This is a genomic window from Haloquadratum walsbyi J07HQW2 (assembly GCF_000415985.1).
Lineage (GTDB): Archaea > Halobacteriota > Halobacteria > Halobacteriales > Haloferacaceae > Haloquadratum > Haloquadratum walsbyi_B.
The window spans coordinates 2,707,572-2,733,894 of sequence record NZ_KE356561.1; the positions used below are offsets into that span (position 1 = coordinate 2,707,572).

At 47.4% G+C, this 26,323-nt stretch carries 27 protein-coding genes; 18 read left to right on the forward strand and 9 right to left on the reverse strand.

Translation table 11 applies throughout. The features are described 5' to 3' along the window. Positions 1 to 10: 10 nt before the first annotated feature. Positions 11 to 685, forward strand: coding sequence for a bifunctional 4-hydroxy-2-oxoglutarate aldolase/2-dehydro-3-deoxy-phosphogluconate aldolase (locus J07HQW2_RS12745; RefSeq protein WP_021055957.1), 675 nt, complete (start codon positions 11 to 13; stop codon positions 683 to 685). Between the two features lie 232 nt (positions 686 to 917). On the opposite strand, the gene J07HQW2_RS12750 is transcribed toward J07HQW2_RS12745, so the two are convergent. The 4 genes from J07HQW2_RS12750 to J07HQW2_RS12765 form a co-directional block, all read right to left on the reverse strand. After that, positions 918 to 2,795 (reverse strand): PH domain-containing protein, encoded by a 1,878-nt coding sequence (locus J07HQW2_RS12750; protein WP_021055958.1) that lies wholly within the window; start codon positions 2,793 to 2,795, stop codon positions 918 to 920. A gap of 2 nt (positions 2,796 to 2,797) precedes the next feature. Continuing rightward, positions 2,798 to 3,265 carry a PH domain-containing protein gene (locus J07HQW2_RS12755; protein WP_021055959.1) on the reverse strand — a complete coding sequence of 156 codons (468 nt, stop codon included), beginning with the start codon at positions 3,263 to 3,265 and terminating at the stop codon, positions 2,798 to 2,800. Between the two features lie 309 nt (positions 3,266 to 3,574). Next, positions 3,575 to 4,030, reverse strand: a complete 456-nt coding sequence (locus tag J07HQW2_RS12760; protein WP_021055960.1) for a hypothetical protein — start codon at positions 4,028 to 4,030, stop codon at positions 3,575 to 3,577. A gap of 248 nt (positions 4,031 to 4,278) precedes the next feature. Beyond that, entirely contained in the window at positions 4,279 to 5,025 is a 747-nt protein-coding gene (locus J07HQW2_RS12765; RefSeq protein ID WP_048075678.1) for a YqjF family protein, read from the reverse strand. Between the two features lie 443 nt (positions 5,026 to 5,468). Here J07HQW2_RS12765 and J07HQW2_RS12770 point away from each other — a divergent pair, with 443 nt between their 5' ends. From J07HQW2_RS12770 to J07HQW2_RS12790, 5 genes are all read left to right on the forward strand, one after another. Then, positions 5,469 to 6,008 (forward strand): hypothetical protein, encoded by a 540-nt coding sequence (locus J07HQW2_RS12770; RefSeq protein ID WP_021055962.1) that lies wholly within the window; start codon positions 5,469 to 5,471, stop codon positions 6,006 to 6,008. A 542-nt stretch (positions 6,009 to 6,550) separates the two neighbouring features. Beyond that, entirely contained in the window at positions 6,551 to 6,802 is a 252-nt protein-coding gene (locus J07HQW2_RS12775; protein WP_021055963.1) for a DUF8145 family protein, read from the forward strand. Between the two features lie 503 nt (positions 6,803 to 7,305). Further along, a complete protein-coding gene (srp19, locus tag J07HQW2_RS12780) occupies positions 7,306 to 7,587 on the forward strand; it encodes a signal recognition particle subunit SRP19 (protein WP_021055964.1) in 282 nt (93 codons plus the stop codon). A gap of 7 nt (positions 7,588 to 7,594) precedes the next feature. Next, positions 7,595 to 7,828, forward strand: a complete 234-nt coding sequence (locus J07HQW2_RS12785) for an H/ACA ribonucleoprotein complex subunit GAR1 (RefSeq protein WP_021055965.1) — start codon at positions 7,595 to 7,597, stop codon at positions 7,826 to 7,828. 76 nt (positions 7,829 to 7,904) lie between these two features. Next, on the forward strand, positions 7,905 to 8,930 hold the full coding sequence (locus tag J07HQW2_RS12790) for a presenilin family intramembrane aspartyl protease PSH (RefSeq protein WP_021055966.1): 1,026 nt from the start codon (positions 7,905 to 7,907) through the stop codon (positions 8,928 to 8,930). 104 nt (positions 8,931 to 9,034) lie between these two features. Here J07HQW2_RS12790 and J07HQW2_RS12795 read toward each other — a convergent pair whose 3' ends face one another. Further along, positions 9,035 to 9,532, reverse strand: a complete 498-nt coding sequence (locus J07HQW2_RS12795; RefSeq protein WP_021055968.1) for a LabA-like NYN domain-containing protein — start codon at positions 9,530 to 9,532, stop codon at positions 9,035 to 9,037. 1,177 nt (positions 9,533 to 10,709) lie between these two features. On the opposite strand from J07HQW2_RS12795, the gene dapA reads away from it, so the two are divergent. The 10 genes from dapA to psmA all read left to right on the forward strand — a co-directional run bounded on the left by dapA (position 10,710) and on the right by psmA (position 19,990). Further along, entirely contained in the window at positions 10,710 to 11,633 is a 924-nt protein-coding gene (dapA, locus tag J07HQW2_RS12800) for a 4-hydroxy-tetrahydrodipicolinate synthase (RefSeq protein WP_021055970.1), read from the forward strand. A gap of 8 nt (positions 11,634 to 11,641) precedes the next feature. Continuing rightward, the gene (gene dapB / locus J07HQW2_RS12805) at positions 11,642 to 12,580 is read left to right on the forward strand and encodes a 4-hydroxy-tetrahydrodipicolinate reductase (protein WP_021055971.1); all 939 of its coding nucleotides are present in this window, start codon (positions 11,642 to 11,644) and stop codon (positions 12,578 to 12,580) included. After that, positions 12,577 to 13,425, forward strand: coding sequence for a 2,3,4,5-tetrahydropyridine-2,6-dicarboxylate N-succinyltransferase (locus J07HQW2_RS12810; protein WP_021055972.1), 849 nt, complete (start codon positions 12,577 to 12,579; stop codon positions 13,423 to 13,425). The genes dapB and J07HQW2_RS12810 overlap by 4 nt, the downstream gene beginning before the upstream one ends. Next, a complete protein-coding gene (lysA, locus tag J07HQW2_RS12815) occupies positions 13,422 to 14,798 on the forward strand; it encodes a diaminopimelate decarboxylase (protein ID WP_021055973.1) in 1,377 nt (458 codons plus the stop codon). Before J07HQW2_RS12810 ends, lysA begins: the two co-directional genes overlap by 4 nt. Further along, positions 14,795 to 15,778, forward strand: coding sequence for a diaminopimelate epimerase (dapF, locus tag J07HQW2_RS12820; RefSeq protein WP_021055974.1), 984 nt, complete (start codon positions 14,795 to 14,797; stop codon positions 15,776 to 15,778). The genes lysA and dapF overlap by 4 nt, the downstream gene beginning before the upstream one ends. After that, complete coding sequence (locus J07HQW2_RS12825; RefSeq protein WP_021055975.1) at positions 15,765 to 17,024, forward strand: M20 family metallopeptidase; 1,260 nt, start codon at positions 15,765 to 15,767, stop codon at positions 17,022 to 17,024. The genes dapF and J07HQW2_RS12825 overlap by 14 nt, the downstream gene beginning before the upstream one ends. Before the next feature lie 149 nt (positions 17,025 to 17,173). After that, on the forward strand, positions 17,174 to 18,046 hold the full coding sequence (locus tag J07HQW2_RS12830) for an RNase P subunit p30 family protein (protein ID WP_021055976.1): 873 nt from the start codon (positions 17,174 to 17,176) through the stop codon (positions 18,044 to 18,046). Next, positions 18,027 to 18,638 carry a class I SAM-dependent methyltransferase gene (locus J07HQW2_RS12835; RefSeq protein WP_021055977.1) on the forward strand — a complete coding sequence of 204 codons (612 nt, stop codon included), beginning with the start codon at positions 18,027 to 18,029 and terminating at the stop codon, positions 18,636 to 18,638. The genes J07HQW2_RS12830 and J07HQW2_RS12835 overlap by 20 nt, the downstream gene beginning before the upstream one ends. A 61-nt stretch (positions 18,639 to 18,699) precedes the next feature. Next, positions 18,700 to 19,233 carry an Rpp14/Pop5 family protein gene (locus J07HQW2_RS12840; protein ID WP_021055978.1) on the forward strand — a complete coding sequence of 178 codons (534 nt, stop codon included), beginning with the start codon at positions 18,700 to 18,702 and terminating at the stop codon, positions 19,231 to 19,233. A 4-nt stretch (positions 19,234 to 19,237) separates the two neighbouring features. Then, a complete protein-coding gene (gene psmA, locus J07HQW2_RS12845; RefSeq protein ID WP_021055979.1) occupies positions 19,238 to 19,990 on the forward strand; it encodes an archaeal proteasome endopeptidase complex subunit alpha in 753 nt (250 codons plus the stop codon). Between the two features lie 240 nt (positions 19,991 to 20,230). On the opposite strand, the gene J07HQW2_RS12850 is transcribed toward psmA, so the two are convergent. Further along, positions 20,231 to 20,581: a helix-turn-helix transcriptional regulator gene (locus tag J07HQW2_RS12850; RefSeq protein ID WP_021055980.1), complete on the reverse strand. Its 351-nt coding sequence runs from the start codon at positions 20,579 to 20,581 to the stop codon at positions 20,231 to 20,233. A gap of 433 nt (positions 20,582 to 21,014) precedes the next feature. Here J07HQW2_RS12850 and J07HQW2_RS18800 point away from each other — a divergent pair, with 433 nt between their 5' ends. Further along, positions 21,015 to 21,155 carry a DUF2080 family transposase-associated protein gene (locus tag J07HQW2_RS18800; protein ID WP_303704132.1) on the forward strand — a complete coding sequence of 47 codons (141 nt, stop codon included), beginning with the start codon at positions 21,015 to 21,017 and terminating at the stop codon, positions 21,153 to 21,155. Positions 21,156 to 21,573: 418 nt separating this feature from the next. On the opposite strand, the gene J07HQW2_RS12855 is transcribed toward J07HQW2_RS18800, so the two are convergent. Then, positions 21,574 to 22,422, reverse strand: coding sequence for an NRDE family protein (locus J07HQW2_RS12855; protein ID WP_021055982.1), 849 nt, complete (start codon positions 22,420 to 22,422; stop codon positions 21,574 to 21,576). Positions 22,423 to 22,713: 291 nt separating this feature from the next. Between J07HQW2_RS12855 and J07HQW2_RS12860 the strand changes: the two genes are divergently transcribed. Next, on the forward strand, positions 22,714 to 23,019 hold the full coding sequence (locus J07HQW2_RS12860; protein WP_048075679.1) for a hypothetical protein: 306 nt from the start codon (positions 22,714 to 22,716) through the stop codon (positions 23,017 to 23,019). 129 nt (positions 23,020 to 23,148) lie between these two features. On the opposite strand, the gene J07HQW2_RS12865 is transcribed toward J07HQW2_RS12860, so the two are convergent. Both J07HQW2_RS12865 and J07HQW2_RS12870 read right to left on the reverse strand, forming a co-directional pair. Next, on the reverse strand, positions 23,149 to 24,522 hold the full coding sequence (locus J07HQW2_RS12865; RefSeq protein ID WP_021055984.1) for a geranylgeranyl reductase family protein: 1,374 nt from the start codon (positions 24,520 to 24,522) through the stop codon (positions 23,149 to 23,151). 385 nt (positions 24,523 to 24,907) lie between these two features. Then, positions 24,908 to 26,275: a phosphohexomutase domain-containing protein gene (locus tag J07HQW2_RS12870; RefSeq protein WP_021055985.1), complete on the reverse strand. Its 1,368-nt coding sequence runs from the start codon at positions 26,273 to 26,275 to the stop codon at positions 24,908 to 24,910. Positions 26,276 to 26,323: the final 48 nt, after the last annotated feature.

Consider the following 26,323-nt stretch of genomic DNA (forward strand, 5'->3'; position numbering starts at 1 on the left):
ATTGAGTGAAATGACATCTGACATATCAAGCCTGTTTGATCAATTGACGGACAGTGGTGTCGTTGCTGTGATGCGGGGTGCGGATGCGGATACGATCATTGACGTCGTAACAGCGCTTCACGATGGCGGTGTGACTGCATATGAAATAACTGCTGACAACCCTAATGCAGCTACCCTAATCAGTGAGGTCCGTGCATCATTTACTGACTCAGAAGCCATTGTTGGGGCTGGCACCGTAGTTGATGTGCCGACAGCCCAGGAGATGATAACAAGCGGCGCTGAATTCGTCGTTGGACCGACGTTTGATCCTGACATTGTTACGTTGTGTAATCGACATGGAACACTCGTTGCGCCAGGTATCCTCTCTCCAACAGAAGCACTCAATGCATACGAAGCCGGTGCAGATCTTCTGAAAGTATTCCCAGCCGCGACAGTTGGACCAACACATCTTTCGAGTATTGCTGGACCACTTCCGCATCTTCCGTTGATGCCGACTGGAGGAATCGATACCGCGAATGTTGCGAACTATATTGAGGCTGGTGCAGCAGTCGTTGGCGCTGGTAGTGCACTTATTGATGCTGACGCGATTGCTGCCGGTGATTTTGAGTCGATTACTGAAACAGCAGAAACGTTCACACGGGAAATTAAAGCCGCTCGCACGTGCCACACATCACCCTCATCATAGAGACAAAACCCTGAGTATGGCGTAATATTCTCCAAATATCATCTCGACGTATAATTTGAAACCCCTCAGATTACCCCTGAGTTATCAAAGTTAGTTTATATCAATCAGAATATCCTATTTTTCAATGACGGTAGAGAACATAGTCACTTTTATGATCTGCTAGTGGACTAATCTCGCTTGAGTTTGATAATCGAAGATCATCGAACTATTCGATTTAATTTGTATAAAAGATTTATTCGTCTCTGTCAACAGATGCATTCTCGGAACTAGTTGTATCGTCTTTTGCATTATCACTTTCCTGTGCTTTTTTATTGCTACTGTCATCACTATTATCATCGCCGCTGTGATTGTGACTATCTATTGAGTGATCATCATCACTCGTAGTTGTACTGCCTATCTGACCCATCGAATCATCGGTATCACTTTCAGCTGTGATCGGTTTACTCTCATCGCTCGGAGTCGTGTCTGACTCTGGCAATGAGACATCTGCTGCGGATGTTGTCTCTGTTTGACTTTGCTCCTGTCGGTCATGAATTGCTTGCTGGAGACGTGTTTCAAGTTCTGTCCGAAGTGTCGTTGCACGTTGAGCGCTGATGTCGACTGCTCGTGCATCACTCCCACCAAGCGACCGTGACCCAGCGGTATCAGCCGTAATTGTAGCTAATCCAAGTCGTCGTTGAAACACAGTCCGTGTATCAATAACAGTTTGTATCCGGTACAATGGCACAATTCGCGTCTCTCGAGTAAAGACACCATTTCGGGTGACAAAATAGTCCTCACCAATCCAATGTCCCCGGTGACGCCACAGTGCAATAGCGATAATTCCGCCAACTGGAAGTAATCCAACCGCAACCCACCATGGGAATGCAATTGACGTAACGACACTAATCGCAAACAATCCAACACTAACCACGCCAACAATGAGTCCGGCACGAACGAGATATCGCCGTCGCGCGCGCTTTGGTGGGCGCTGTAATTCAATTGTGTCAACCGGTTCGATTCGTTTGATTAATTCATTTATCCGATTACGTTGTGCAAGCGGGACTGCGACCTCAGACCCTCGTCCCCCACTGCCACCCTGTCCGGGCGCATATCCTGCTGTTTCCACATATAATGTTGCATATCCAAAGTATCGCTTGAGTGGGTCATCCTCAATCGTCAGTGTCTGGATTTTTTCAAATGGAATCGAGCCGTCGTATCGCTGAAAAAGCCCCCGTTCATACCGCAACTCTCCTCTCGTTTCAGTCAGTTGGAATCCATAATATGATGAGACAGCCGAGGCTGCACCAACTAGCCATGAAAGCACAACAACTCCAATAAAGACCGGTAAAAGTGCCAATAGAGCCGTGAATCCCCCAGTTAAGACTGATGGACCACCAATGAACATAAGTAATGATCTGAGTGGACTTGCAGTCGGAACGATACTCGTCAGAATAGGTCCAAATGTTGAAATCCCCGCAACAAGCAATCCAGGGACTCGAAGATCAATCGAAAAGAATCCAACAAGTGCTAACTCATTATCACCGAGGGTGAATAGCTCACTTGCTGTGTGACCTGCTGAGCTACCACTAGTGTTGCTCTCGCCGCCAACTGAGTCATGTTCTGTTGAATCTACCTTCTGTGATTTGCGTCTATCGCCATCAGCATGCTTTCGACGTCCGAGCTCACGTTGCAGCCGCTTTGCCTCTTGCGCTGAAACGTATCGTAACGTCGCTTCCGTAGATTCACCACCTGCTGTCTCAAATGAGACAATAGCAATGTTGAGACCGCGCTGGATAATATTCCGAGAAATATCGACATTCTGGATCCGACGAAGCGGTATCTCACGATTCCGTCGAGAAAGGACCCCTGAATCGATATCAAGACTATCAGCGGTCAGCTTATATTGAAATCGCCTAACATACGCAGTCTCATAGCCGACGAGAGCAAGTACAATAACGATTGCAATGGCGCCGATGAGGCTTGAATCAACAACACCAATCACAGGAAGTTCAGGGAGATCGCCTCCCTGGCCCGTTAGTATGAATATAAGTGCAAACGCTATACTTCCACTACGCTGGAGGACACGATATGGAATTGATATTGCTGAAAGTGTCCGCACCTGGGTCATCACTACACTGCGTCCTCACTTTCTGATTGAATCGCCAACTCTCGAAGGCGCTCGCGAAGATCATTTGCGTTCATCCGACTGAGACCTGGAACGGCAACATCAGCCCCCCGCGACCCAGCAGTGTATACCACAGTGCTTGCTAATCCACTAAACCGTTCAATCGGTGAGCGCGCAGTGTCGACATGTTGAATTCGAACAAATGGGACAACCGTTCGAACACGTGTGAGGACCCCTCGCTCGAGATATAGCGAATCTGCTCTGATTTCATATCGCCAAATTCGATACCGGGCAATCGCAAGTATGATACCAAGACCGCCGACGACAACGAATGTCACTCCTGGTGCCCAGACGGGTAATACAGAAAGATCAAATAACCACTGTGCACCAGCGGTGATCCCACTGAGTAGTGCTGCAATCGCCAGGGCACGACCAATCCACAGAAACCGAATCCGAGGGTCAAGTCGATTCATTGTAATGAAACAGTTTTGATATCAATCAGGGGTCGATACACACGCATAATCGTTTTTATTATTAAGATATGACGGCATAAATATCGTCTCGTCTGAGTCGCTAATTTGAGTTTACAGAAAATCGAGGCGAATACCACGGGGCTTGATCCCGAGGTAGTTCACGTCACCACTGTACAAACAACATAGAAATTAGAGCACTACACCCACGACGGATGGGATTGTCACTTTCCCAGGGAAGGAATCTACGACTTTGATTGGTAGTAAAGTTCATCACTCGGTTGTGCGCTCGTATATGATAATTGAGAGTCATCAGACAATCATATTCGTTGCGAGCAATCCAATATCAATAATTAACAGTATACTCGCCACTGTTGCCAGCTGAAAACTCCGAGTGGATGCGGCAGCTGGTGCGCGAACACGTTTTGCCTGCAGTCCACCCACAAGCTTTCGACGACCAATTTCAACAGAGACAACAAGTATGAACCATATTAATACTGCTGTAATCACGAGGTTACCATCGATAGTGCTAAGCAATGTCTTAGTTGTATACGTTGTTGCAGCTAAGTAACCGCCCGTAAGCATCGTCAGAACAGCCCCACTACGAGAAAGCGTGATTAACCGCCCGACAATCCGCTCCAGGGGAGTCGCATCAATCTCGCCTGTCGCAGCAATGGGAAGGACGGCTATAGTCATAAATGCGATACTGCCAGTCCATATCGTACCTGCCACAATATGAACGGCTGTCATCATCAGGTCAACTACCATGATAACAACTTACATGAAACGAATAGCACTTTTTTCATCGATACGACCTTGAGATGAAACTTCGAGTGTAATCAATCGTTGCGTATTGACATCCATCGATACTTATAGAACATAAAATGATATATCAACACACCGATAAGTAAGGCACGAATCTCAAAAATTGTTCTTGAGTATCTTACCGTCATTAATCAATAAACGACGATCTGGCGCGATGGGAGGTCTACACCTGAATATTAATTCTCCAATCGTTATGAATCACCGACCGACTGAATCCACCCGGCTGTTACATCAGTCCCCGGTGCATAATGAACAACCGGTCCTTCAGTTGGATGCTCAAACCCATTTGCGGTAAATAATGTGTTCTCTTCGATTGTGAGATGTCCTTCTGCCACCTTCCAGGGTGAGTGACGGATTGTTCCTTGATACAATCTCCGTCCATCCGTATAGAACTGATAGTTTTCTGTAAGAAATGCAGTCAATGACCCTGGGGTCGGTTCTATGTAACTTGCTTTATTGACGGGTCCATACGTTGCCTCAAACCGTGCTGGGGTCGCATTATCCTGCGTCCGTTGACTTGCAATGTGGATCTTCTTATCTTCGCTCTTGTCGGTAGTGTCGTATGATAACTCCATATCAGCATGATAGTACGGTAATTTGAATCCTCGTCGTGCAATTTCAACACCGAGCGTATCATCAGCATCAAGATTAAAAAAGTACACACCGTGCGTCTTCGACCCTAGCTGGCGGACGTATGTTCGCAAATTCAATTCAGGGAATGACCGACCGATAGGCGATCCACGGGGTCTGATATCGGCCATCTTGAATGGGACAATTCCAAGAAAACCGTTACCGTTGTATGTTGCAACGGTAACTCCTGATGGCAGTTGCTTTTCGACGACCTCAGGATTGACACGCCAGTGTGCGAATAAAACATCGCGCCACTGCATCGTTAGCAGATCAGTCGCACCGTCGAATCCTCGACCGACAGCCGACATACGGTCACGGACGCGGTCTGCAAGAGACATATCTATAATACTATCTGAACATACTTGGTGGCACTGAATACGGTTGATACATACCAAATGAATTATTTCAGTATACTTACCAGTTTGAATTGACTCACGTAGGGCCTCACTGCTTTTGTGACTTTGATCGGTATTCGCTTGTTACTAAAGAGAAACTAATATATGATATATAATCCAGCGTTTTCAGTGCATTTGAGCGCACACAAGATATATATTTGTCATCATGCTTCCTTCTGACGGGCGGAATACGCCAGCTGAGCCCTGTCCGTCGCCATACCCCCGAGGACAGGGACCCGCCCAGCTCTTATCAGTGAAATTGATATCAGTATGCCCATATATATTCATCAATAATATAGGATAATTTATTATTGTCTGACGAGAACTTATTAGGGCACGCATAGAATCGACCGTATATGAAATCAAATCATAGTGCTGCATCATCCGATGAAGACGAATACACAGACCACGATCAAATAAATAATATCGTTGATACAAGCGGATCGACGGCAGAACCATTATCAATTCGACTCCCAGACGGTAGCGAGAGTGTCTCCGAGGCTATCCTTTCTCATCGGCAGATGCTCACAAACCCTGGTGAGTATGATCTTGCTTCAGCAGAAACCGTTGCTGATATGCGCGAAACTATTGCTCGGCTAACAGAAGATGTTCCGCCGGGACTCCGATCAGATCTCAAAACGCTTGAATCGTCAGTCGAAGAAGTCATTTCACAGTTAGAGCAGCAACAACAACAGATAGAGGAACTGAGACAAGCAACAACGTCTCTCGCTGAAATTCTTGGTGCATCTGTTGAGTTTTCGACCGACCTCAGTGCTACTGATGATGTTACCAACGCTACTTCTAGCTCAGAGTCTAAATCCCGAGCAAATATGGACATTGACTCCGATGCCGACACCGACAGTAATCATACTCGCGAACTTGATGCAAATCGTTGATATCGACTGTCCAGATACACTACATATCTCGTATTTTCAATCGTCTTCCGCTGACATAATAATACACTGCTAATCTAGCCCTCCACGTTTTCTCCGATTGACATCCTCTTGCGCCTGGAGATGCAGATATCCCAAGCGTGGGAATTTCAGGTTTGCAACCATGCCTCTACCAGTTGATGGGAACCCGTTTAACTCAGTCATCTTGAGCAGGGGCTGAGTGACGGTGCGTATCCGCGGTCAAACGACGTAATGTTGCGTCTACTCTGCGTACAGGAGTCTATTCTTATTGATTCTGATTCAGATTCAGATAAATTAATCCTAATTAGAAACAGCATAGTGATTTCACTGAATTCGAATTATAATTATGACATTCGGGTTGAAATTCCTGTAAACCTCATCCGAGACAGCGGTGCACCATGATACATACCGATGAACTACCTCACGAAAACCGTGAAAATCAAAAATATGTTATTTGATATTGACTTCTGAGCCAGTTCAGGCCGAATGATATAAATACATGAATGCTAATTTGAAATCAACTAATGCGCGTCCCAGGCGACGCTCCGAGTCGATGCCCAATCTGTGATGACGCATATGATTCCGTCTCAGCACATGATGCCGGACTCATGGTGAATCTTATTGAAAACGATCGGTACCAACGTGTCTGTTTTGATCCGGTACAGGCTGATACGGGAGATGCTCTCGTGTATTTTTATCATCACACCCATCATGAAACGAATACAATCGCTAAAACAAATACCCATAGCGGCACGGCTGATGCGGAATGTGATTAGATATCAATAATACACAGATCCGGTATCTTCCTGAGCGCAAATAATACACGTATTTCGTAGTCTTAGAGAGTTTCAACAAGAAAGTCTACAGATAGCAAGGCGAGTGCATCGGGGTCGTGGCTTGACCAAAGAGTAAAACCGACATACACTGCTACGACGCCGTCTACCAGATAGACACAGACGAATTCCCACTCTTCAGCCAACGCTGGCTGCGAGAGCTTGTGCTTGGAAGTGCGGCTCCCCTCATAATCGACCACTGGCGGTAGGGCGTATCAAAATTGTCAGCTTGATCTATCATTGCTGAGTTGCGTCCGTCGGACAGCCACAGGACATACAATAATAAATTAGTATATCTCACGTTCTAATATCATCTGAGTATAATAATCATTCAACTGGATGATCAATATACGGGAGTGAAGATTGATATCGCTACATCATTTGTCGTCATTAATTGACATCCGTCAGTCGACAGTATATTATATCCACACTGTAGTCCTTCGTCTATGGCTGTTGAGAACGTTATCTGGCCACGCTATCTTGACGCGTCAATCACTCGATCTGATGGTCGCCGCGTCTCGCTCCAAGATGCCATTGACGATCCAGAGGTCGATGAAATTGCAGAGGCTGTTCAACAGATTGGGTATGATGCTGTTATTGAACACGATGTTGCACATCCTCGCGAATGGGGAACAAACGGGCGCGTCGTCGTCAAAGGCGCTGATGATTCAAGTAAAAATGACCTTGTTCAGGCAGTCGCTGCCTACACTCATATTCTTCGAGAGTAATACACTAATGCAACGTCTTGGCAAAGTAACACAGCACGTCCAACATCTCTTGATTGCGAGATGCGATGCTGATATGCAAACGTCCCCTTCAATCGGCGCGCAAGCGGTTGATGAATCACTTTCAACGGTCGGTCGGGTGGTTGATGTATTTGGTCCAACTCACCGACCATATGTGGCGATCACCCCAGTTGAAAGCTGCTCTCCAGCGGCTGTAATCGGAGAAAAGATATACGCCAGATAATACAATGATAAAGACAATTGTGTCAGACTAGACCGCGAAACGCAACTAGCATACATTGTGACCGAAAAATAACCGCATGCACAGACGCGTCGCTTTCGGCGTCGGCTTTGCCGCAGTGCTTTTTTTTCTTGTCCAACTCGGTGCACTCGCGCTTGTCCCGACATTTTATGAACAGGGATATCAGACTGTTGAGGATCCAACAAATCCAACAAATAGTCTTGTATACATCGGGGCAATCCTCGTTGCAACGGTGGTGATGCTTGCTGCGTTCAAATATAATTTTCAATGGCTTGTGAAGGGGTTTGTAACCCTCGCAGCTGGGTCGCTCGCATGGTATGTTTTTTCCGTTTTTGTTTCACCGTGGTTAGCACTCATCTTCGCTGCTGGGATTGCAGTACTTCTAGTCGTTTATCCTGAATGGTATGTTATTGATGCTGCGGGCGTACTGATGGGCGCGGGTGCAGCAGGATTATTCGGGATCAGCTTTGGACTCTTTCCAGCACTTGTTTTGTTGAGCATTCTCGCAGTCTATGACGCAATTAGCGTTTATGGGACTGAACATATGCTTGAGTTGGCTTCCGGGGTGATGGATTTGAATCTCCCTGTTGTTCTTGTTATCCCAACATCGCTTTCATACTCTCTTCGTGAGGATACCACATCAGTTACAACAGATGATCATGCCAGCGACGATTCTGCTGACAATCATAAAACAGGTACCCACCGTGACCCAGTCGAAGCTGAAGACAATGCCAATATGGGTGGTAACACAGATGAGAGTCCCACTGAAGCAGACAACGTTCGGGATGCATTCTTTATTGGGCTTGGTGATGCAGTCATGCCAACGGTTCTAGTCGCAAGCGCGGCATTCTTTCTTCCGACTGAGCTGACTCCCTCGCTTGGCGTTTTCGGTATCCCTGCGATGACTCTTCCAGCACTCACGGCAATGATTGGGACGTTTATTGGATTGTTTATTCTCATGTGGCTCGTGCTGAAAGGTCGAGCACATGCTGGGTTGCCACTGTTAAACGGCGGTGCAATTGGTGGATACCTCGTTGGTGCCTTGCTAAGCGGCGTCCCACTCATTCAAGCACTCGGTATTTAAATTATCTATATGATCTACTCCTAAATTGAAGCGAGTGTCTCGGGATTGACTCTGAAGCGATTCCCACCGGTTAGTTATAGCTGATTCAGTGATCATAATCATAATTATAAAAGAAATGTTTCCTGACGTGCTGAAAGGTCAATAAAGGTATCAGTAGCATCGATCAACTCATCAGCGGTTGATTCACGAAACGACATCACCTCAACGCGGACTCCTTCATGTCTTAGATGTGAACAAAGCCGAGAAAAATCACCATCACCGGTGCAAAGAACAACAGTATCGACGTGATTGGCAAGGGTCACCGCATCGAGACTCATTCCAACGTCCCAATCAGCCTTCTTTGAACCGTCACCGAACGTTTTAATTTCTTTAATTTTCGGCTCAAACCCAATATCAACGAGTGCTTCGAAAAATGTCTCCTCTTCAGGTGCATCTGCTTGAATAACATATGCAATTGCACGTGTAAGCTCTCGCCCCGAAACGCCTTTTTTGAGCAAAGAGCCGTAGTCAATCTTCTGTGAGTACAAACTCTGTGCGGTATGATAGAGGTTCTGTGCGTCTGCTAGCACCGCGACCCGCTGTCCGGGATGAATCTCGGTCATACATATTTTGTATACGGCTCATAGATTAATCTACGGTCGTATCCGTATCGATATTCATATACGATATTATATAAAAATTCGATCATTTCGACTCATCTCATAGTCATTATCGTTTCATTACGGTGCTCTCATACACATATGACGAAATGGATTTAATCGTGTGTAATCAGCGAATTAATTATGATAGATATCACGGCATCATCGCTGACGACTCATCGTCAACGAGTGATCCGTGCCAGTATATTCAACTCATTATACAGACTCAAGCAGAATCCCTGCGGCTTCAGCCGCAGGACAGGACAGGATGAATCCGACAATTCGAATTCGGAGTCGGAGTCAATCTCCGCTACGAGAGCCACTTTGAGAGTTCACAATCCGTCAGTTAAACTGACAGACAGTTCCGCGTATGGATAGGAATCAGGCTGGGAACCGAGCGACTCCGGTCAGTCCTATGATGGCGGTCTGTCCGCCCCAAGCAATGAAACAATAATCGGACCCACTCAGGTGACCGGTCGGGTCGGGTCGGTTCCGAGACTGAATCGATGCAGTGCCCGACTGCCTGAACACAGCACAGACAGTAACTTCGAGTCCACCGAAGTCTGCCGGACTCCCAACGGCACAACCAACTGTGAGAGTCCGAACACGATGGAGGATAGGAGTACCGGGAGCTTGGCACTCCCACTCTATCCGCGACGGTCCGTGAACCCCACATGGGTTCTCACTGTGCCGGGGTTTGGTGGAACTGCAACCCTGCAATCTCCACTGCTCCTGCTCACGCTCAGGATTCCCCCGCTTTTACGCGGAGGAGGATGTCAAACTGGCGTGTTCACCAGGGTATCCTCAATCTGTGTGGAGTATTTCCGCTCTGTGTGAGATCCACGTCGGGCGCGTGTATGCACTACGCCTGGGTTAAGTGCGAGCACGAACAGAATAATAGATATAAATATAGCCGCGAGCGCATGCATACAATTTTTCCAGTCTTGGGCAAGCCTAGCACTCTTGTCCTTGGCGGAATCATCAATATAGTGTCTCTTCGATGTGTCTCAAATCTGAGCCGCTGACACGACACCGTGCGTCAATGTTGGCGTCACCAACCACAGTCATTATACTGAGTTCACGTCATACAATATAGTATCGTCTCGTAAGAACAATCGACATACATACTCACATACATCACATGACAAATATTGATCTTACTGGCGTGTTCCCTGCGATGACAACGCCATTCACACCAGACGGACGCATTGATCACGATATACTCGCCACGAATGCACGACGACTTGAAACGGCAGGTGTATCCGGGCTTGTTCCAGCAGGGTCAACGGGCGAAAGTGCAACGTTGACCCATGATGAGCATATTGAAGTTATTGAAACGGTCATCGACGCCGTCGATGATGTGCCTGTCATTGCTGGGTCAGGGTCGAATTCAACCCGTGAAGCGCTCAATCTCTCAGAGCGTGCCGCTGATGCCGGCGCTGATGCACTGTTATTAATCTCGCCGTATTACAACATTCCAGAGCAAACTGGGCTTAGGAATCATTACCAAACCATCGCCGATGCGATTGATACTCCACAAATCGTATATAATGTCCCTGGACGAACAGGGACGAATATTGAACCCGAGACCGTTGCTGCGCTTGCTTCACATGAAAATATCATCGGCTACAAAGCCGCAAGCGGGGATGTTGGTCAAATATCATCCGTGATCGAGCAGACCCGATCTGAGTCTTTCTCTGTGCTTTCCGGTGATGATATCCTCACGCTCCCACTCTGTGGACTTGGCGGTAATGGAGTTATTTCCGTCGGAGCGAATATCGAACCTGCTCAAACAACTGCAATGGTTGGTGCAGCGGTCAGTGGCGATTATGAGCGTGCACGAACTCTTCATTATAATTTGGCTCCACTTTTTGACCACCTCTTCATCGAAACCAACCCTATTCCAGTGAAAGCTGCAATGCAGTACCGTGAATACGGTCCTGGGACACTTCGTTCTCCATTAACTGAGCTAGCCGATGAACACCGCATGAAACTTGAATCAATTCTTGATGAGCTTGACGCTGATCGTGAGATGACACTCGCTGGACAGTCGGAGGTCATCTGATCACATCAATGTCCGAAACACAAGCAAACACAGATCAAAGTACCGACAAGACCTCTACAGATACTACTGATGTTGACCCACCCACACAGTCCAAGACTCGAGTTGCCATTACCGGTGCAAGCGGTCGAATGGGTACTGAACTTCGGTCACTGGCGAATGAGCGATCTGATATCGGATTCACGCTTGCGATAACGCGAACTCCTGATGCGATACCTGACCCAAGCACTGAATCGGTTGATGCACCAGATGCAACCGTTCAGATAACTGGCGAAATATCTGAGACAGCACTCAAAAATGCGTTTGAGACACACAGTATAGATGTATTAATTGATTTCACTGCTCCGGACGCAAGTATTAGATATCTTGATGCTGTCGACATGGCAGACAGGGATATCGCAGCCGTTATTGGGACAACCGGGTACGATGATGCTCAACATTCGATGATATCCTCACTTAGCGATACGACCGCTATCCTCAAGGCTTCAAATTTCTCACGTGGTATCGCAGCACTTCGTCGAGCCGTCACTGAAGCTGTCTCAACCCTTCCGTCATATGATATCGAAGTAACTGAAACCCATCATAATGGAAAGCGCGATGCACCATCAGGGACGGCAGTAACACTACTTGATGACATTGACACTGCACGAGATGAAACGGAGTCCGCCACGCGCGTTCACGGTCGTGTGGGCGACACACCGCGTAGCGAATCAGAAATAGGTGTTCATGCACGTCGTGCTGGTGATATCGCTGGTGAACATGAGGTGCTCATGGCTGGCGGTGATGAGGTAATTGAACTCACACACCGAGCTGGGTCACGAGGTATTTTCGCAGCTGGCGCATTGGATGCAGCGACGTGGATTGCTGGACGCCCTCCCAGTCAGTATGACTTCGATGCTGTCTTAGATGCTGGTGCTAATAGTGATGAATATACCGAGGATTCATCATGAGCATTGAATCTGATATCCATACTCTCTGGCAGCAGTACAACAACGACGAACTCACCGCAGAAACAACTGACACAGCCGTATATGAAACGCTTGATACATTTCTGGCAGCGATTGAATCTGGTGATATCCGAGCAGCCGAACCAACAGGTAATACCACTGGTCCCGAGGGATGGAATGTAAATGAATGGGTTAAACAGGGAATCTTATTGAATTTTAGCTTGCGAGAAACCCGACCGCGGGAGTATGGGGATGTTACTTATCATGATGTTCTTCCGTTACGTGAAAGTCATGACCTCGGCGATCGTGGGACGCGAAATACACCTGATGGGACTGTGATCCGCCGAGGCGCACATCTCGGCGCAGACTGTATTATGATGTCGCCGTCCTTCGTCAATATCGGTGCGTATGTTGGCGATGGAACATTAGTCGACTCCTGTGATACTGTTGGGTCATGTGCACAGATTGGCTCGAACGTCAAGCTTGGAGCAAATACTCTTATTGGAGGAGTTCTAGAACCAGTTGAAGATACTCCAGTGATTATTGAATCGGATGCTGCGCTTGGTGCTGGATGTCGTGTAACGTCTGGATTCCATATTGGTGAGAATACCATTATTGGCGAGAACACATTATTGTCGCCTCGAATTCCCGTATATGATCTTGTCGATGAGACAGTCTATTACGGAAAACTCCCTGCAAACCGACGTGCTTTCACTCGATATGTTGAATCCTCACTTGGTGATCATGACCTCTTTGAATCAGGGGCGTACAAACCAGCTGTTGTTGCAGTCGATATTGAAGCCGAAACAGTTGATCAGACGCGTCGTGAAGAGGCTTTACGCGAATGAACACCACTAATACTGAACAAACTGGTGTCCCTATCAGGCGGCTTGCTGCATGGGATGCGGGTGCCCTCTGTAACCTTGCTGCAGAATTTGAAACCCCATTGTATGTGATGGACATGAATAGAGTTCGAGAAAATTGTGCTCGGCTTCTTGACGCGTTTCCAGCGGCAACAGTCCGATACGCAATCAAAGCACACAGTGGACAGGCAGTTCTCGAAGTAATTCGTGATGTTGGGATCGATGTTGAATGCGCCTCCGCTGGCGAAGTCAAAGCGGCACTTACCGCCGGATTCGATGGCGCTCGGATTCAGTATACTGCGGTCAATCCACCAGCCCGTGATCTCGATGCAATCGTTGAATGGTGGCGTGACAATAGGGAGATGACAATTACTGTTGGTGCAGCCGATACGGTTGAACGACTCAGAGAACGTGGTTTCGATGGTCGCCTCTGCATTCGTGTGAATCCAAATGTTGGCGCTGGTCATCATGAGAAAGTAACCACTGGTGCCAACGCGAAATTTGGTATTCCACATGAACGTGTAGCTGAACTAGCCGCTGAATGGGCAGCAGAATTTAATTTTGTTGGGCTCCACGCGCATGCCGGTAGTGGGATCAGTGGCGAGGATCTCTCCTCACATGAGGAGCTTGTTCGTCGGATGGGAACTCTCGCACGAACAGTCGCTGAGCGCGCGGGATCGATTGAGTTTGTTGATGTCGGTGGCGGGTTCGGCGTCCCGTATCGCCCGAGTGATCCACCGCTTGATCTTTATGATGTGGCTGAGCGAACGCGAGATGCACTTGGAACAGTCAATGCCACACTGGCAATCGAACCAGGTCGGTATGTCGTTGCTGATGCAGGTATCCTCTTGACACGGGCGAATACGATTAAGAATGCACGCGAAGCAACCGTTGTTGGTGTTGATGCCGGGATGACAACGCTGCTCCGTCCAGCGATGTATGATGCTTACCACGAGATTCAGAACATCTCAGCGTCATCAACAACAGATTCGAAACCAGTGACCGTTGCTGGTCCGATATGTGAATCATCTGATATATTTGCCGAAAACCGATCAATCGCAACACCAACGCGTGGCGATATCTTAGCAATTGGGACCACAGGAGCGTATGGATACGAGATGGCAAGTACATACAACGCTCGACCTCGACCCGCAGAGGTCATTTATGATGATAATACTGTCAAGCTCGCACGTCGTCGCGAGACGCTTGATGAGTTAGATGTAATTGAAACAGCGTCAGATGAGGACTCAATAGAACTGTCATCAATAGTATCTCATTCGAGCTCCTCGGTAACATCCGATTCGACTGTACCCGTATCTTCAACAACACATGCACCCCCTGGCGGTGGACCACAGTGAGCACTGAGACCGCGTTGGTCAGCGTCGTGAAATACCATGGTACTGGTAATGATTTTATCATCGTCAACGACACAGAAAGAATTCCTGATCGTGAGGCGTTTGCAAGAGCTCACTGCGATCGCGACACGGGCATCTCACATGATACGACCGACCGACGTGGTGCTGACGGTGTATTGTTCCTCTCGATTGAACAACAGCATACACCGATACAGGTAATTATGACACTTATTCAGCCGGACGGTTCAACCGCAGCAATGTGTGGCAATGGTGCCCGAGTTGCGGCTGCATGGGCGGCTGAGCGAACAGGAGCGACAGATCTGATGATTGAAACTCCTGCTGGCACCCAGCATGCGACACTTTCGGGCGACACTGTAACAATTGAAATGGGAACGCCGACATTTGATCCAAGCCGTGTCCCACTCGTCGCTGACCGCGATACTGCGTTTATTGATGAGCAGGTTGACTCACTTTCCGTCACTGCAGTAAACACGGGAGTCCCGCATGCTGTTGCAATCGTTGATGATATTGATTCCATCAGATTAAGTGATATTGCGCCTCCAATTAGGCATGCAAATATATTTCCAGTCGGTGCTAATGTTACACTCGGGGAATTAACCGGTGCTGCTCAATTCCAACAACGAACATATGAACGCGGTGTTGAAGATGAAACACAGTCTTGCGGAACAGGGGCAGTAGCTGTCGGTGCCGTTGCTCGCCGGCTCGGAATCGTTGATTCAGACATTCCAATGACGGTCAGACCACCAGGCGGTGAACTTCGTGTCACTGTCACCCCTGGTCAGTCAGCGACACTCACTGGTCCGGTAGAACGTGCGTTCCAAACAGAACTCGAAGTTATCACTGAATCATTGACTCGATCAACACCGTACTCTGACTCATCATCAGTCTCAGATTCTGCTTTGGAATCTGAGAATACCATAGAGTCATCACCGAACACACCTCCAGACGATGTCACTCAATAATAATCATCCATTTGATCCGATTGATTTTCTTGAGCGAGCAGTCGCTTGCCCGTCGAATGATGATGTCGAGAAGATGCGTCAACTACTCGTTACAACGCTTGAGCGTCATGATATTGATGTGCATGTCGATGCGGCTGGGAATACAATTGCGACGCGAGGAACACAGCGTGATACGGCTACAAATTCACATGCTGACTCACAAGACTCAGAATCTACTCCTGAGACACATATCGTGTTCAATACACATATTGACACGGTCTCACCACATATTCCACTCAAGCGACCTCAAGATGTGGCGACAATTCCGGACGATATCATACCAGACACAGACGCAAGCTCAGATGATTCCATGTCAACTCAGTCATCCTTATCCGCTAAAAACACGGATCCCACTGATCGAATCCGCGGTCGGGGTGCATGCGATGCCAAAGGTCCACTAGCAGCGATGCTTACTGCATTTTTGAGTGTGGATTTAACACCGAAAACAACGCTTACATTGGCTGTGACACCGGATGAAGAAGTTCTCTCTACTGGCGCTGCGGCGCTTGATCTTGACGCTGATATGTATATTGTTGGTGAGCCAACTGGACTTGATGTGTGCACAGCAGCAAAGGGAAGATTTCAGGGAACATTGACGCTTACTGGCACTGCTGCACATGCTGCAGCGCCAACAACCGGAGTAAATGCTATTACAGCACTTGAGGATGCGCTCAAAACAATTCGGACGTACGATACAGATCGACTCAACGCCACACATCCACAGCTGGGAAAACCAACATTGACCCCGACGACAGTCGACGGTGGGACGGCAACCAATCAAGTGCCAGCATCCTGTCGCGTTATTCTTGACCGTCGAAGCGTCCCCCCTGAAACCGCTGACACATTTCGAGACGAACTCACAACCGCGATTGATACAGCGGTTTCTACGGATATTGGAGTTGAATTTTCACTAACAGACCGTCCAACCCCGTTTTTAGAGGCGTTTTCGACTGATCCAGGTCATGAACTGGTCACAATTCTCACAGATTCCGTAAGACAGGTTGAACCATCAGCTCAACAGCGATATTTCACTGCAGCGACAGAGGCATCGTACTTTGCCCCTACACCTGTTGTTGTGTTCGGTCCTGGCGTTCTTGCTGATGATACTGGTGCAGTCGCACATGCTGATCGCGAGTACGTTACTGTCAGTTCGGTTATGAAGGCATCACGTACACTCACGAATGCAGCCCAACGACTCATCGATTAACGAACATATCTGAGTATTACTGAGAATATTGTGTAGTAACTAGTGAACGACTACCATCTTCAACAACACTAGTATACTACTTAATCGTAATTTGACAACGATAGTCGAGAAACGTAATTTCCATGTCCATGTAGTCTGTCTTGATATCTATGTATGAAGCGGTCTATGTGTATCCTGATAGCAAAAGTACGGTCACCCGGTGTGCACATACCGCTATCGAGTACGGCTATAATGGGATTGTTGTCCGTGCTATTGATGCTGACCCAGATTTTGATCAGATTCGAACAGCGTTAACTGACACATCTAGCAGTGGCTTAGACAAGCATACAACCTCGAGCACTAATCCAGAATCCGAATCTGAATCTGAATCTGAATCTGAGCCAGATGGGCAATCGCACATAGATGCAGATATTCCGGCGTTGCAATCCACTACGCCACAATCAGAGCCACCAGAGCCTGATATTGTCAATGGTGTCGAGATTATCAGCACCGATCCGCAGCATGCAAGCGGCGCTCTCGGTAATGAGCGTCCTCAGCGAACGGTTGTATCCGTTCGCGGTGGGACAAATAAATTAAACCGATTTGCCGTTGAGCAACCACGCGTTGACGTACTCACTCAGCCATTTATTGGGTCAAATAACTCTCGTATGGGAGACATCAATCATGTATTAATTAACGCTGCTGTACGCAACGAAGTTGCGGTTGAATTAAATCTTGGACCTGCCATCCGTGCCGACGGTGGGCGTCGGATTAAACATCTCAAGCGACTCAACAAGCTGAGACGTCTTATTGATCATTACGACGCGCCATATGTTGTCAGTGCTACCCCAAACTCACATCTTGAATTCCGAACGCCACGAGAGCTTGCCGCAGTCGGTGCCGAGATCGGTCTTGGCGAGACATGTATCTACGATGGGCTCACGGGATGGAATGAGATTATCGCACGGAACCGACACCGACGCTCCGAGTCGTTCATAGCCCCTGGGGTTGAATATGGTCGATATGAAGAAGACAATCGATGAACATGCTGAACGATTCTCTGAGGCAGCATCGACATATGATGACGAACAAGATTCAGAAGCATATCATGCATGTGCACGACATGTTGTCGACCATGCTGCACCAACAGCACGCGAAACTGTGCTAGATCTCGGTACTGGAACAGGAGCGATTGCATTTGAACTCACATCAACAGCAGATTGTGTCATTGGTCGCGACATCAGCACGGGGATGCTTGATGAGGCACGTATGAAAGCAAGTGCGGAGAACATTGAGAATATTAAGTTTGCTGAAGGACGATTCCGTGAACCAAATCTCGACTCTGACACTGATGTTGATATTGTCACCTCAAATTTTGCAATGCATCATCTCTCGGATGATGAAAAACGCGAAGCAATCACAGTTATTTCAGCACTCGAACCCGATCGATTTGTCCTTGGTGATGTGATGTTCTTTGGATCGCCTGATCCAGAAGAACCATTCTACAGTCCATCGGTTGATGACCCAGCAACTGTTGGTATCCTTACCGATGCACTGACTGATGTTGGGATGGCGGTCACTGAAGTCGAATTTATCCACGAACAGGTCGGTGTCATTGTTGCTGAGCAACAATAATTTATTATTAACTTTGTTCTACTAAGCGCGATTTATTTGCCCGAATCATGCTAATACTCATATGAAACACCTTCCGAAACATCTCCGTCCACGATGGCGATATCTTGCTGTCGTGATTGAGTCGTGGCCAGATGCGAGTATTGACCGGGCAACATTCCAGCGTGAGTTGTGGTATGCAGCGCAGGATCTCTACGGTGACACACAGAGTGCAGAGACCGATCTGGCAGTGTTCTATTTTGAATTCACAAATGGTCGTGGAGAGACAATCATCCGAACACGTCGCGATACAGAGTCGCACGCACGCACCGCAGTTGCATGCATCAACGAAATTGATGATTATGCTGTCGGAATCCGTGTGTTGGGCATCTCGGGGACTGTTCGGGCCTGTGAGGAAAGGTATTTGAACGGGCGGACCGGATGTTATAAGGAGAGCAACGTCGTGTTCAAGAACGAATCACGACCTGCTGTCATTCGCGGGTTATGTGTCGATGTTGCAACAGGCAGTATAGACGACACCAGTAACACTGATACCGGCGCTGACAGTGGTTGTGATACAGATACGTTCACGGGGGCGACGAGACTCGACTTCGAGTGATACTATGCAGGGACAAGCCCAACAGCAGGCATACGACCGTGGAACCACAATTTTCTCACCTGATGGTCGTCTCTACCAAGTCGAATACGCGCGTGAGGCGGTTAAACGTGGAACAGCAAGTGTTGGTATTCGAACACCTGACGGCATTGTACTCGCCGCAGATAAACGATCGCGCTCACCACTTATGGAGCCGACAAGTGTCGAGAAAATACACAAAACCGATGATCATGTAGGAATCGCGTCTGCCGGTCACGTTGCTGACGCTCGCCAACTGATTGACTTCGCCCGTCGACAGGCACAAGTCAATCGTCTTCGGTTCGGTGAACCAGTTGGTGTTGAGACGCTCACTAAAAACGTGGCAGACAATATTCAGCAGTACACACAAGTCGGTGGTGCGCGTCCATTTGGAGTTGCACTCCTCATCGGTGGTATTGAGGATGGCTCACCACGGCTTTATGAAACAGATCCATCTGGAACCCCATATGAGTGGGAGGCTGTCTCAATTGGTGCTGACCGGAGTAATCTTCAAGAACATCTTGAGGAGAACTATACTAACGAACTGAGCCTGAATGAAGGTATTGGTCTTGCACTTCGTACAGTTGCGATCTCAAATGATGATGAACTCACTGCTGCTGGCGTTGATGTTGCAACGGTTGCGACTGATACTGAGGAATTCATTGAATTGACGAACGATGAAATCTCGACGTATATCACTGATAATGATCTTGAGGCGACTGAAGATCCAGATAACGAGTAAAAACGTAGCTATCAGTACTTATACACATATCTTCGACACATCGAATTAGTATACGTTGATTCTATGTCCTGGTGATAATCGTCAATACATTATCCGCACACGTCACTAGAGATATACACGAGTGGTGGTCGATGCTAATTATTTTGAGTCTGATCCAATAGCAAAATGATGGGACTCACTATACTGATACTGGATAATGTCCACAGATTACAGTAGTCCAAGGATTGTTGTCAAGACAGTTCACTCATCATACGCTAGGTTCATCAACCACTGCGAGAAGGCATCACTGGTCGGATTAACCTCTTCTTCTCCGATGAATGGTGAAAGCATATCGCCTGCCATCAGCATTGAGAAATCAAGTTCGCGAGCGGCTGGTTCGAGATGATATGTATTATGTCCATTATAAACGGTCTCTTCTCGTTCAATAAACCCTAGCGTGGCAAGTCGATCTGCAATTCGGCTTCCTTTACGTGACGAAATATCAAGCTCTTTCCAGAAATCACTTTGATGAATACCACTCGTCTCTCGAATAAGTTCGAGTCCTTTGAGTTCATCCTCTGAAAGATCCGCCTCAGCGGGCTCAACACTCATATTTTATTTACTCGCTGCAGGTCTGTTAAATCTGGCGAGCGCGCGCAGTGTTGACATTACATAAGGCAAATGACACGCGTCAACCGAAGCCCTCACATTGGCTGCGTGCGAATCGTGTGCTATGAGCGATATCATCAGATGCCAATCCTGCGATAGTACAGTCGAATACGACTCAGATACCTACTGGGTAAGTTGTTCGGAATGTGGATGGCGAACACCGATTCATGCCGGCGCTTGCTGATTTTAGCAGTTCACAGACGGTAAGCCCCTGCCTCCGTTCTTAAGTAGCGAGGCGAAGCCGACCGAGTGCGGCGGAGGGCAGGAATGTGGATACACTGCCGTCATCATCTCAGTTACAATGCTCTCTCGCCATCCCACACCACAAGCCCGCGAATCTACCCATTTATATTTCAACAGTGTATATACTACGACAGTGGATAGACACGAACTCGAAGGTCACGAAGTTATCGACGGTGAGGTGACAGCCACAGGGAACGGAGCTCATGTCCTCGTTCCCAAACGATGGCGTGGTGCAGACGTGAAAATCGTCCGAACCACAGAATCAAACGAGTAACGATTGATAGAGACGCGAACGTAGCGATTAATATGTTATCTCGTGGTTTTAAAAGCTAGGACTGGGGCAGTCCAAAGGCGTAACACCCATCGAGACTGCGCTCGCTGTGTTCACGTCGTCAGGAAGTTGTGGCGTCGTGGATGGAAAGCGTGTTGTCGAAACAGAACAGGGCAGGAAACCCCAGCCCCACCCTCACCGGAGCCGCGCTAGCGGCTGAGTAGGGTGGGGTGGTTTACGGATTTAATATCAGACATCATATTCGTAATTACAGATATTACGGTGAGCTGTTCTCAAAATATAACTTGACCTGAAATAGTATTGACCGAGAATACTATTGATCATATACTCTTGTAGCTCTCATTTGAAGTGAGTGTAAATTACCCAGACTACCCTTGCATCTTATTATCAGTTCCATGTATTACGATGTAGTAGGATCGTTTTCGCTGTTGAGGGTCGTCTCAACATGTTCAAACGCCGTCGTGCATGGTGAACCATTGGCGTACTGATAATTACCGCTTCCGTCAGCACCCAGTGTAATAACCGATCCAGAGACAGTTCCAAACGACTGTGATTCATTATGTACACAGACTCCATATTCGTGATTACCGAGAATATCTGTAGCTCGATTACGCCATTTGCCGGCAGTAGCTGTCGTCTGAACACCCTCGCTCAATTCATTGCGGATCCGTAATGCATTTTCTGCCTGTGCTGTCACGATAGTTGAATCGCGCTTTGTGTCTTCAGGGTCAATGTGTGTATCGTCCATTCCGACATTGACGATAACATGGGCTCCAGGGTTAATTTGAGTTGTATGTAATGCTCCGTCCCATTCAAACATGACCGCCGTTGGATCACGGTCGGTGCTCCATCCAACATCAGCAATGAGGAGATTGAATCCATTGTATGTATGCTCAGTGACTGCAGTCCTAACAGCTGCTTTCGGATCGATTGGTCCACGCTCAGTGAGCAAATCAGTGACTAGTTGCCCTCTGGAGCGGCGCTCATCACTGGTCGTTTCATCATTAGCATCAGCGTCTGATGTTACTGACACCCATCGGTTTGTAAGCCCGACAAAACGACCAGCAGCATTATACCCCATCCACGTTCCACCAGCACGGCAGTCTCGGGGTGCTAATACTGCTGGATGATAGGTGTCGTTCATAATTGATGGCGGCTCTGATGGTCGGTTATATGATTCATCACGATTCGCAGCAACAATTAACGGTACGTCTGTGAATAAGCGCCATGCGAACGTCAGCGTGCACACAATTAATTATATGATACTCGTCATCATAATGATCGCGTTATGTTTATTTAATAACAAGCGCGCTGTATCGCTAGTATAATGAGCCGTAGCGATATATGCCCATGCTACGTTCAGCCGCACAAATAATTTTACAGATTTGACAGTTATTCACAGTGTAATCATAAGGTTGCTGTTTCTTGTCGGGGAGAAACCCACACATTTAAAATATACACCGTGTATATGGGGTATATTGCTCATATAGACACCTGGAGGACAACACTTAAATCTCATCCAGACGAGTTAACAGGTGACATGATAGATAGACTTGAAAAAGAAGTAGATATGCTGGAACGCCATTTGCAGGTTCTCAGAATGGTCATTGACAGTGAGCCTATCGGTATCGTCAAGATGTCGAATGAAACTGGCTATCCACATCATAAGGTTCGATATTCTCTCCGTGTTCTTGAAGAAGAAAACCTCATAGAACCGTCTAGTCAAGGTGCAATCACGACTGAACAAACCCATGAGTTCGTTGATGAACTTGATGAGAAACTTAACGATATTGTTGGCAAGCTCGATGAAATGAAAATCGAGGAGGCGGCTGAGGTCGAAGGATAATATTTTCTCAAAATATACTTTAATCCTGGTCAGATGAACTAGCGTCAGCCACCGGTTCTTATACAACACAAAATAACTTCACGCCTACACTTTGTGGATTAATTTCAACTAATATATAAATACAATAATTCAGTATTTAACTTCTGCCCCTGTTACATCATATATCTGATCCATTATCTCATCACGTGTGGACTTCCAGCCATCAAGTGCCTCTGGACGATTTGGATATCGCTCATACTGCCCCATGAGATCATCTGCAAGATTCTTCGTTCGATAGAAATTCAAAATCTGTCTCCAATGCCCATATGAGTTTTTGATCGTTTTGAGGATCAATAGAGGGCTGAACGACGTTGTTCCTGAATATAGAGCTTCAGCTAATTTCTCACCAGGAAGTGATGCAATAAGCCCCATAAGCTCATCAACGTCAATTGCGGTCGAAAGCACATTATATACATCTAATCCAGCAAATCGGGTCCCGAAGTCCCCCATAACACGTTCGTTGTACTCCCATAACGATGCTTCGCTTACATCGCCCTCAGAAATAGCGGTAACCGCCTGCTCTCCAGCGTACATTCCAGCAAATGCTGCCCCAGCAATTCCACCACCTGTGGTCGGATTTACGTGTCCGGCGGCGTCGCCAGCAGCAAGGAATCCAGGAGCAACCGCGGAATCATATGGTCGTCGCGTTGGGAGAGATGCCCCGAGTTTATCTTTGACAGTCGCGTTCTTAAATTCCGATCGTTGTCTAAGATCCCGTGCAAGGTCATCAACAAGATTCATTGGTTCCTCACTCATTTGGAATCCAAGTCCAGCGTTAATCGTTGTCTTCGTTCGCGGGAAATACCATAGATAACCAGCCGCTCGTTCAGTCGGTTTAAATACTAATGCATCATCCCACTCGACGGGCTCATCAACTTCAATAATCTCTCTATATGCTGATGAGAACTGGGAGTAAGAAACATTTGTATCGAATGTTGCGTTGCTGAAATCAGCCTTATCCTGTAGAATTGACAGTGCACCTGCTCCATCAATCACAATATCAGCATTGTACTCAGTTACACCATTCCCGTTTGTTGCTTTCACGCCGGTTACAGTCCCACTGTCATTCTGAATCACATCCTGTACAACGGTATCATACTGGAAGGTTGTCCCTGCTGTTTCTGCGGCTTCGATTAATCGATCACCATACTCAAGACGATCAATGACAGCAAGTTCACCCGGAACAGGGATTTCAACTACGGTGTCCTCTTGGGGGATTTCGAATCGCCCGTGATCAACACCTGTGTTGGTGAACGCTGAATCAAGTTGTGATTTTGGAATTGCTTCAGGAAACTTATTTGCCCCTTTCAATGCGTCACCACAGGCGATATGACCTGCCTCTGAGGCGGTCTTTCGCTCAAGAATAATCACATCAAGTCCGGCATCGGCAGCCGTTGCTGCAGCATAGCATCCGACCGTCCCTGCTCCAACGATGACAATGTCATGTTCGTGGGAAGTGCTCATGGCTATTTGTCTCATGCCCGCAGTCAAAACTCTTTGTTGTTGCCATCAGATGCCCGATATAGAATTAACTACTAACATCAACTATGATATCTTTTCAGTCAATTCCTTAATCATCTGACTATCATCTTGATCAACTGGATCCTCGACATCACTATTGACATCCTCCCGCGCCTGCAGACGCGGGTATCCTCCTTGTATTGGATAACTGTTATTAAAAATACCATTACGTTTTTATCGACCGTCTATTGATATTCATTGTATCAATTACTATTGTTTATCACTTATACTGATAGAGAGCACGAAGAAATGTTCATAAAATAATAATAACATTGATATTATAAACCCGACCACACCGTGCCTCATCGGTTTTATCCAGTTATTTATCCTAATCGTCAACAGCATCAATCGCAGTTGATACAGTTGTTATTGCATCTTCAATGAGAGAGTCAATTGTTTCTGATGTTGCCTCAGCGTACACTCGAATATATGGCTCTGTTCCTGATGGCCGAATGAGAGCCCATGCGTTGTCTGGAAACGTTGCGCGGACACCATGTTCTGTCTTGATCTCTGCATCAGGGAATGTATCGGCTGCTGTCTGTCTAATATGCTCTATCGCCGCTGTTTTTTGTTCATCAGGACATTCGACGCTTTCTTTCCGATATGGACGTTCGCGAATCGGATTTCGAAGTGCTGGAAGTCCTTCCTCAGAAATAAGCCGTGTCAACACCGCTGCGGAAGCGATAGCGTCTATCCACCCACCAAGTGCCGGGTGTGAGTGCTTCCATGGTTCGCCTGCGAAAACAACATCTCCACCTGCTGTTTCGGCAGTCATGATACCTTCGTGCAATGACCCCAATTGAACGCGTTCAACCCGTCCACCTGCTGCGTGAACGAGTTCATCAATCCGAGATGAAGCATTTGGCGTTGTTATGATCACTGGATCAACCACATCACTTACATCGACAAAATGTGCTGCGAGAATGGCGAGGATAGTATCTTCGTGTACCACTGCCCCTTCGTGGTCGACTATGACAAGACGATCAGCATCACCGTCATGTCCGATTCCAAAATCATACTGTCCATTTTTTACACTCGCCCGTAGGTCTGTCAATGATGCTGCCGTTGGTTTCGATTCTCGTCCCGGAAAGTGTCCATCGATATTACCATTGAGTGTCACTACTTCTGCCCCCATTCGGTCAAGAATCGATGGTGTTGCGAGTGCTCCAACACCGTTCCCACAGTCTATAGCCACAGTAAGTTCTGATGGTATTGTTCCATATTTACTTGCGTATGTTTGCACTGCATCCCGGTATGCCGGTATAATATCTTTGTGGGTGGTTGTTCCCCATCCCTGCCAGGAAACTGGGGAACTCTCAGCAGTTATCCGCGATTCGATTACCTCCTCACGCTCTTGAGTGTACTCAGTCCCTCCCACAAAGAGTTTTATTCCATTATCAGTTGGTGGATTGTGTGATGCGGTGAGCATTGCCCCGTATTGCCCTTCTGAGGCGTATGCCAACGCTGGTGTTGGGACAACGCCCACACGGGTAACATCAGCACCAGCTGCGAGCACTCCGGACTCAACGGCAGCAGCAAGACCCGGTCCACTCGTCCGTCCATCACGTCCAATAACAACATCAGCGTCGTCTGCTACCGCATCGGCTCCAAGTGCACGCCCAATTGCCAGTGCCAGCGATGGTGTAACCGTTGTTGTTACATCACCACGAATCCCAGCGGTTCCGAATAGACCCATATTATTTACTCATTAGCCTATCAGTTATTCAACCCACGCTTCCGATGA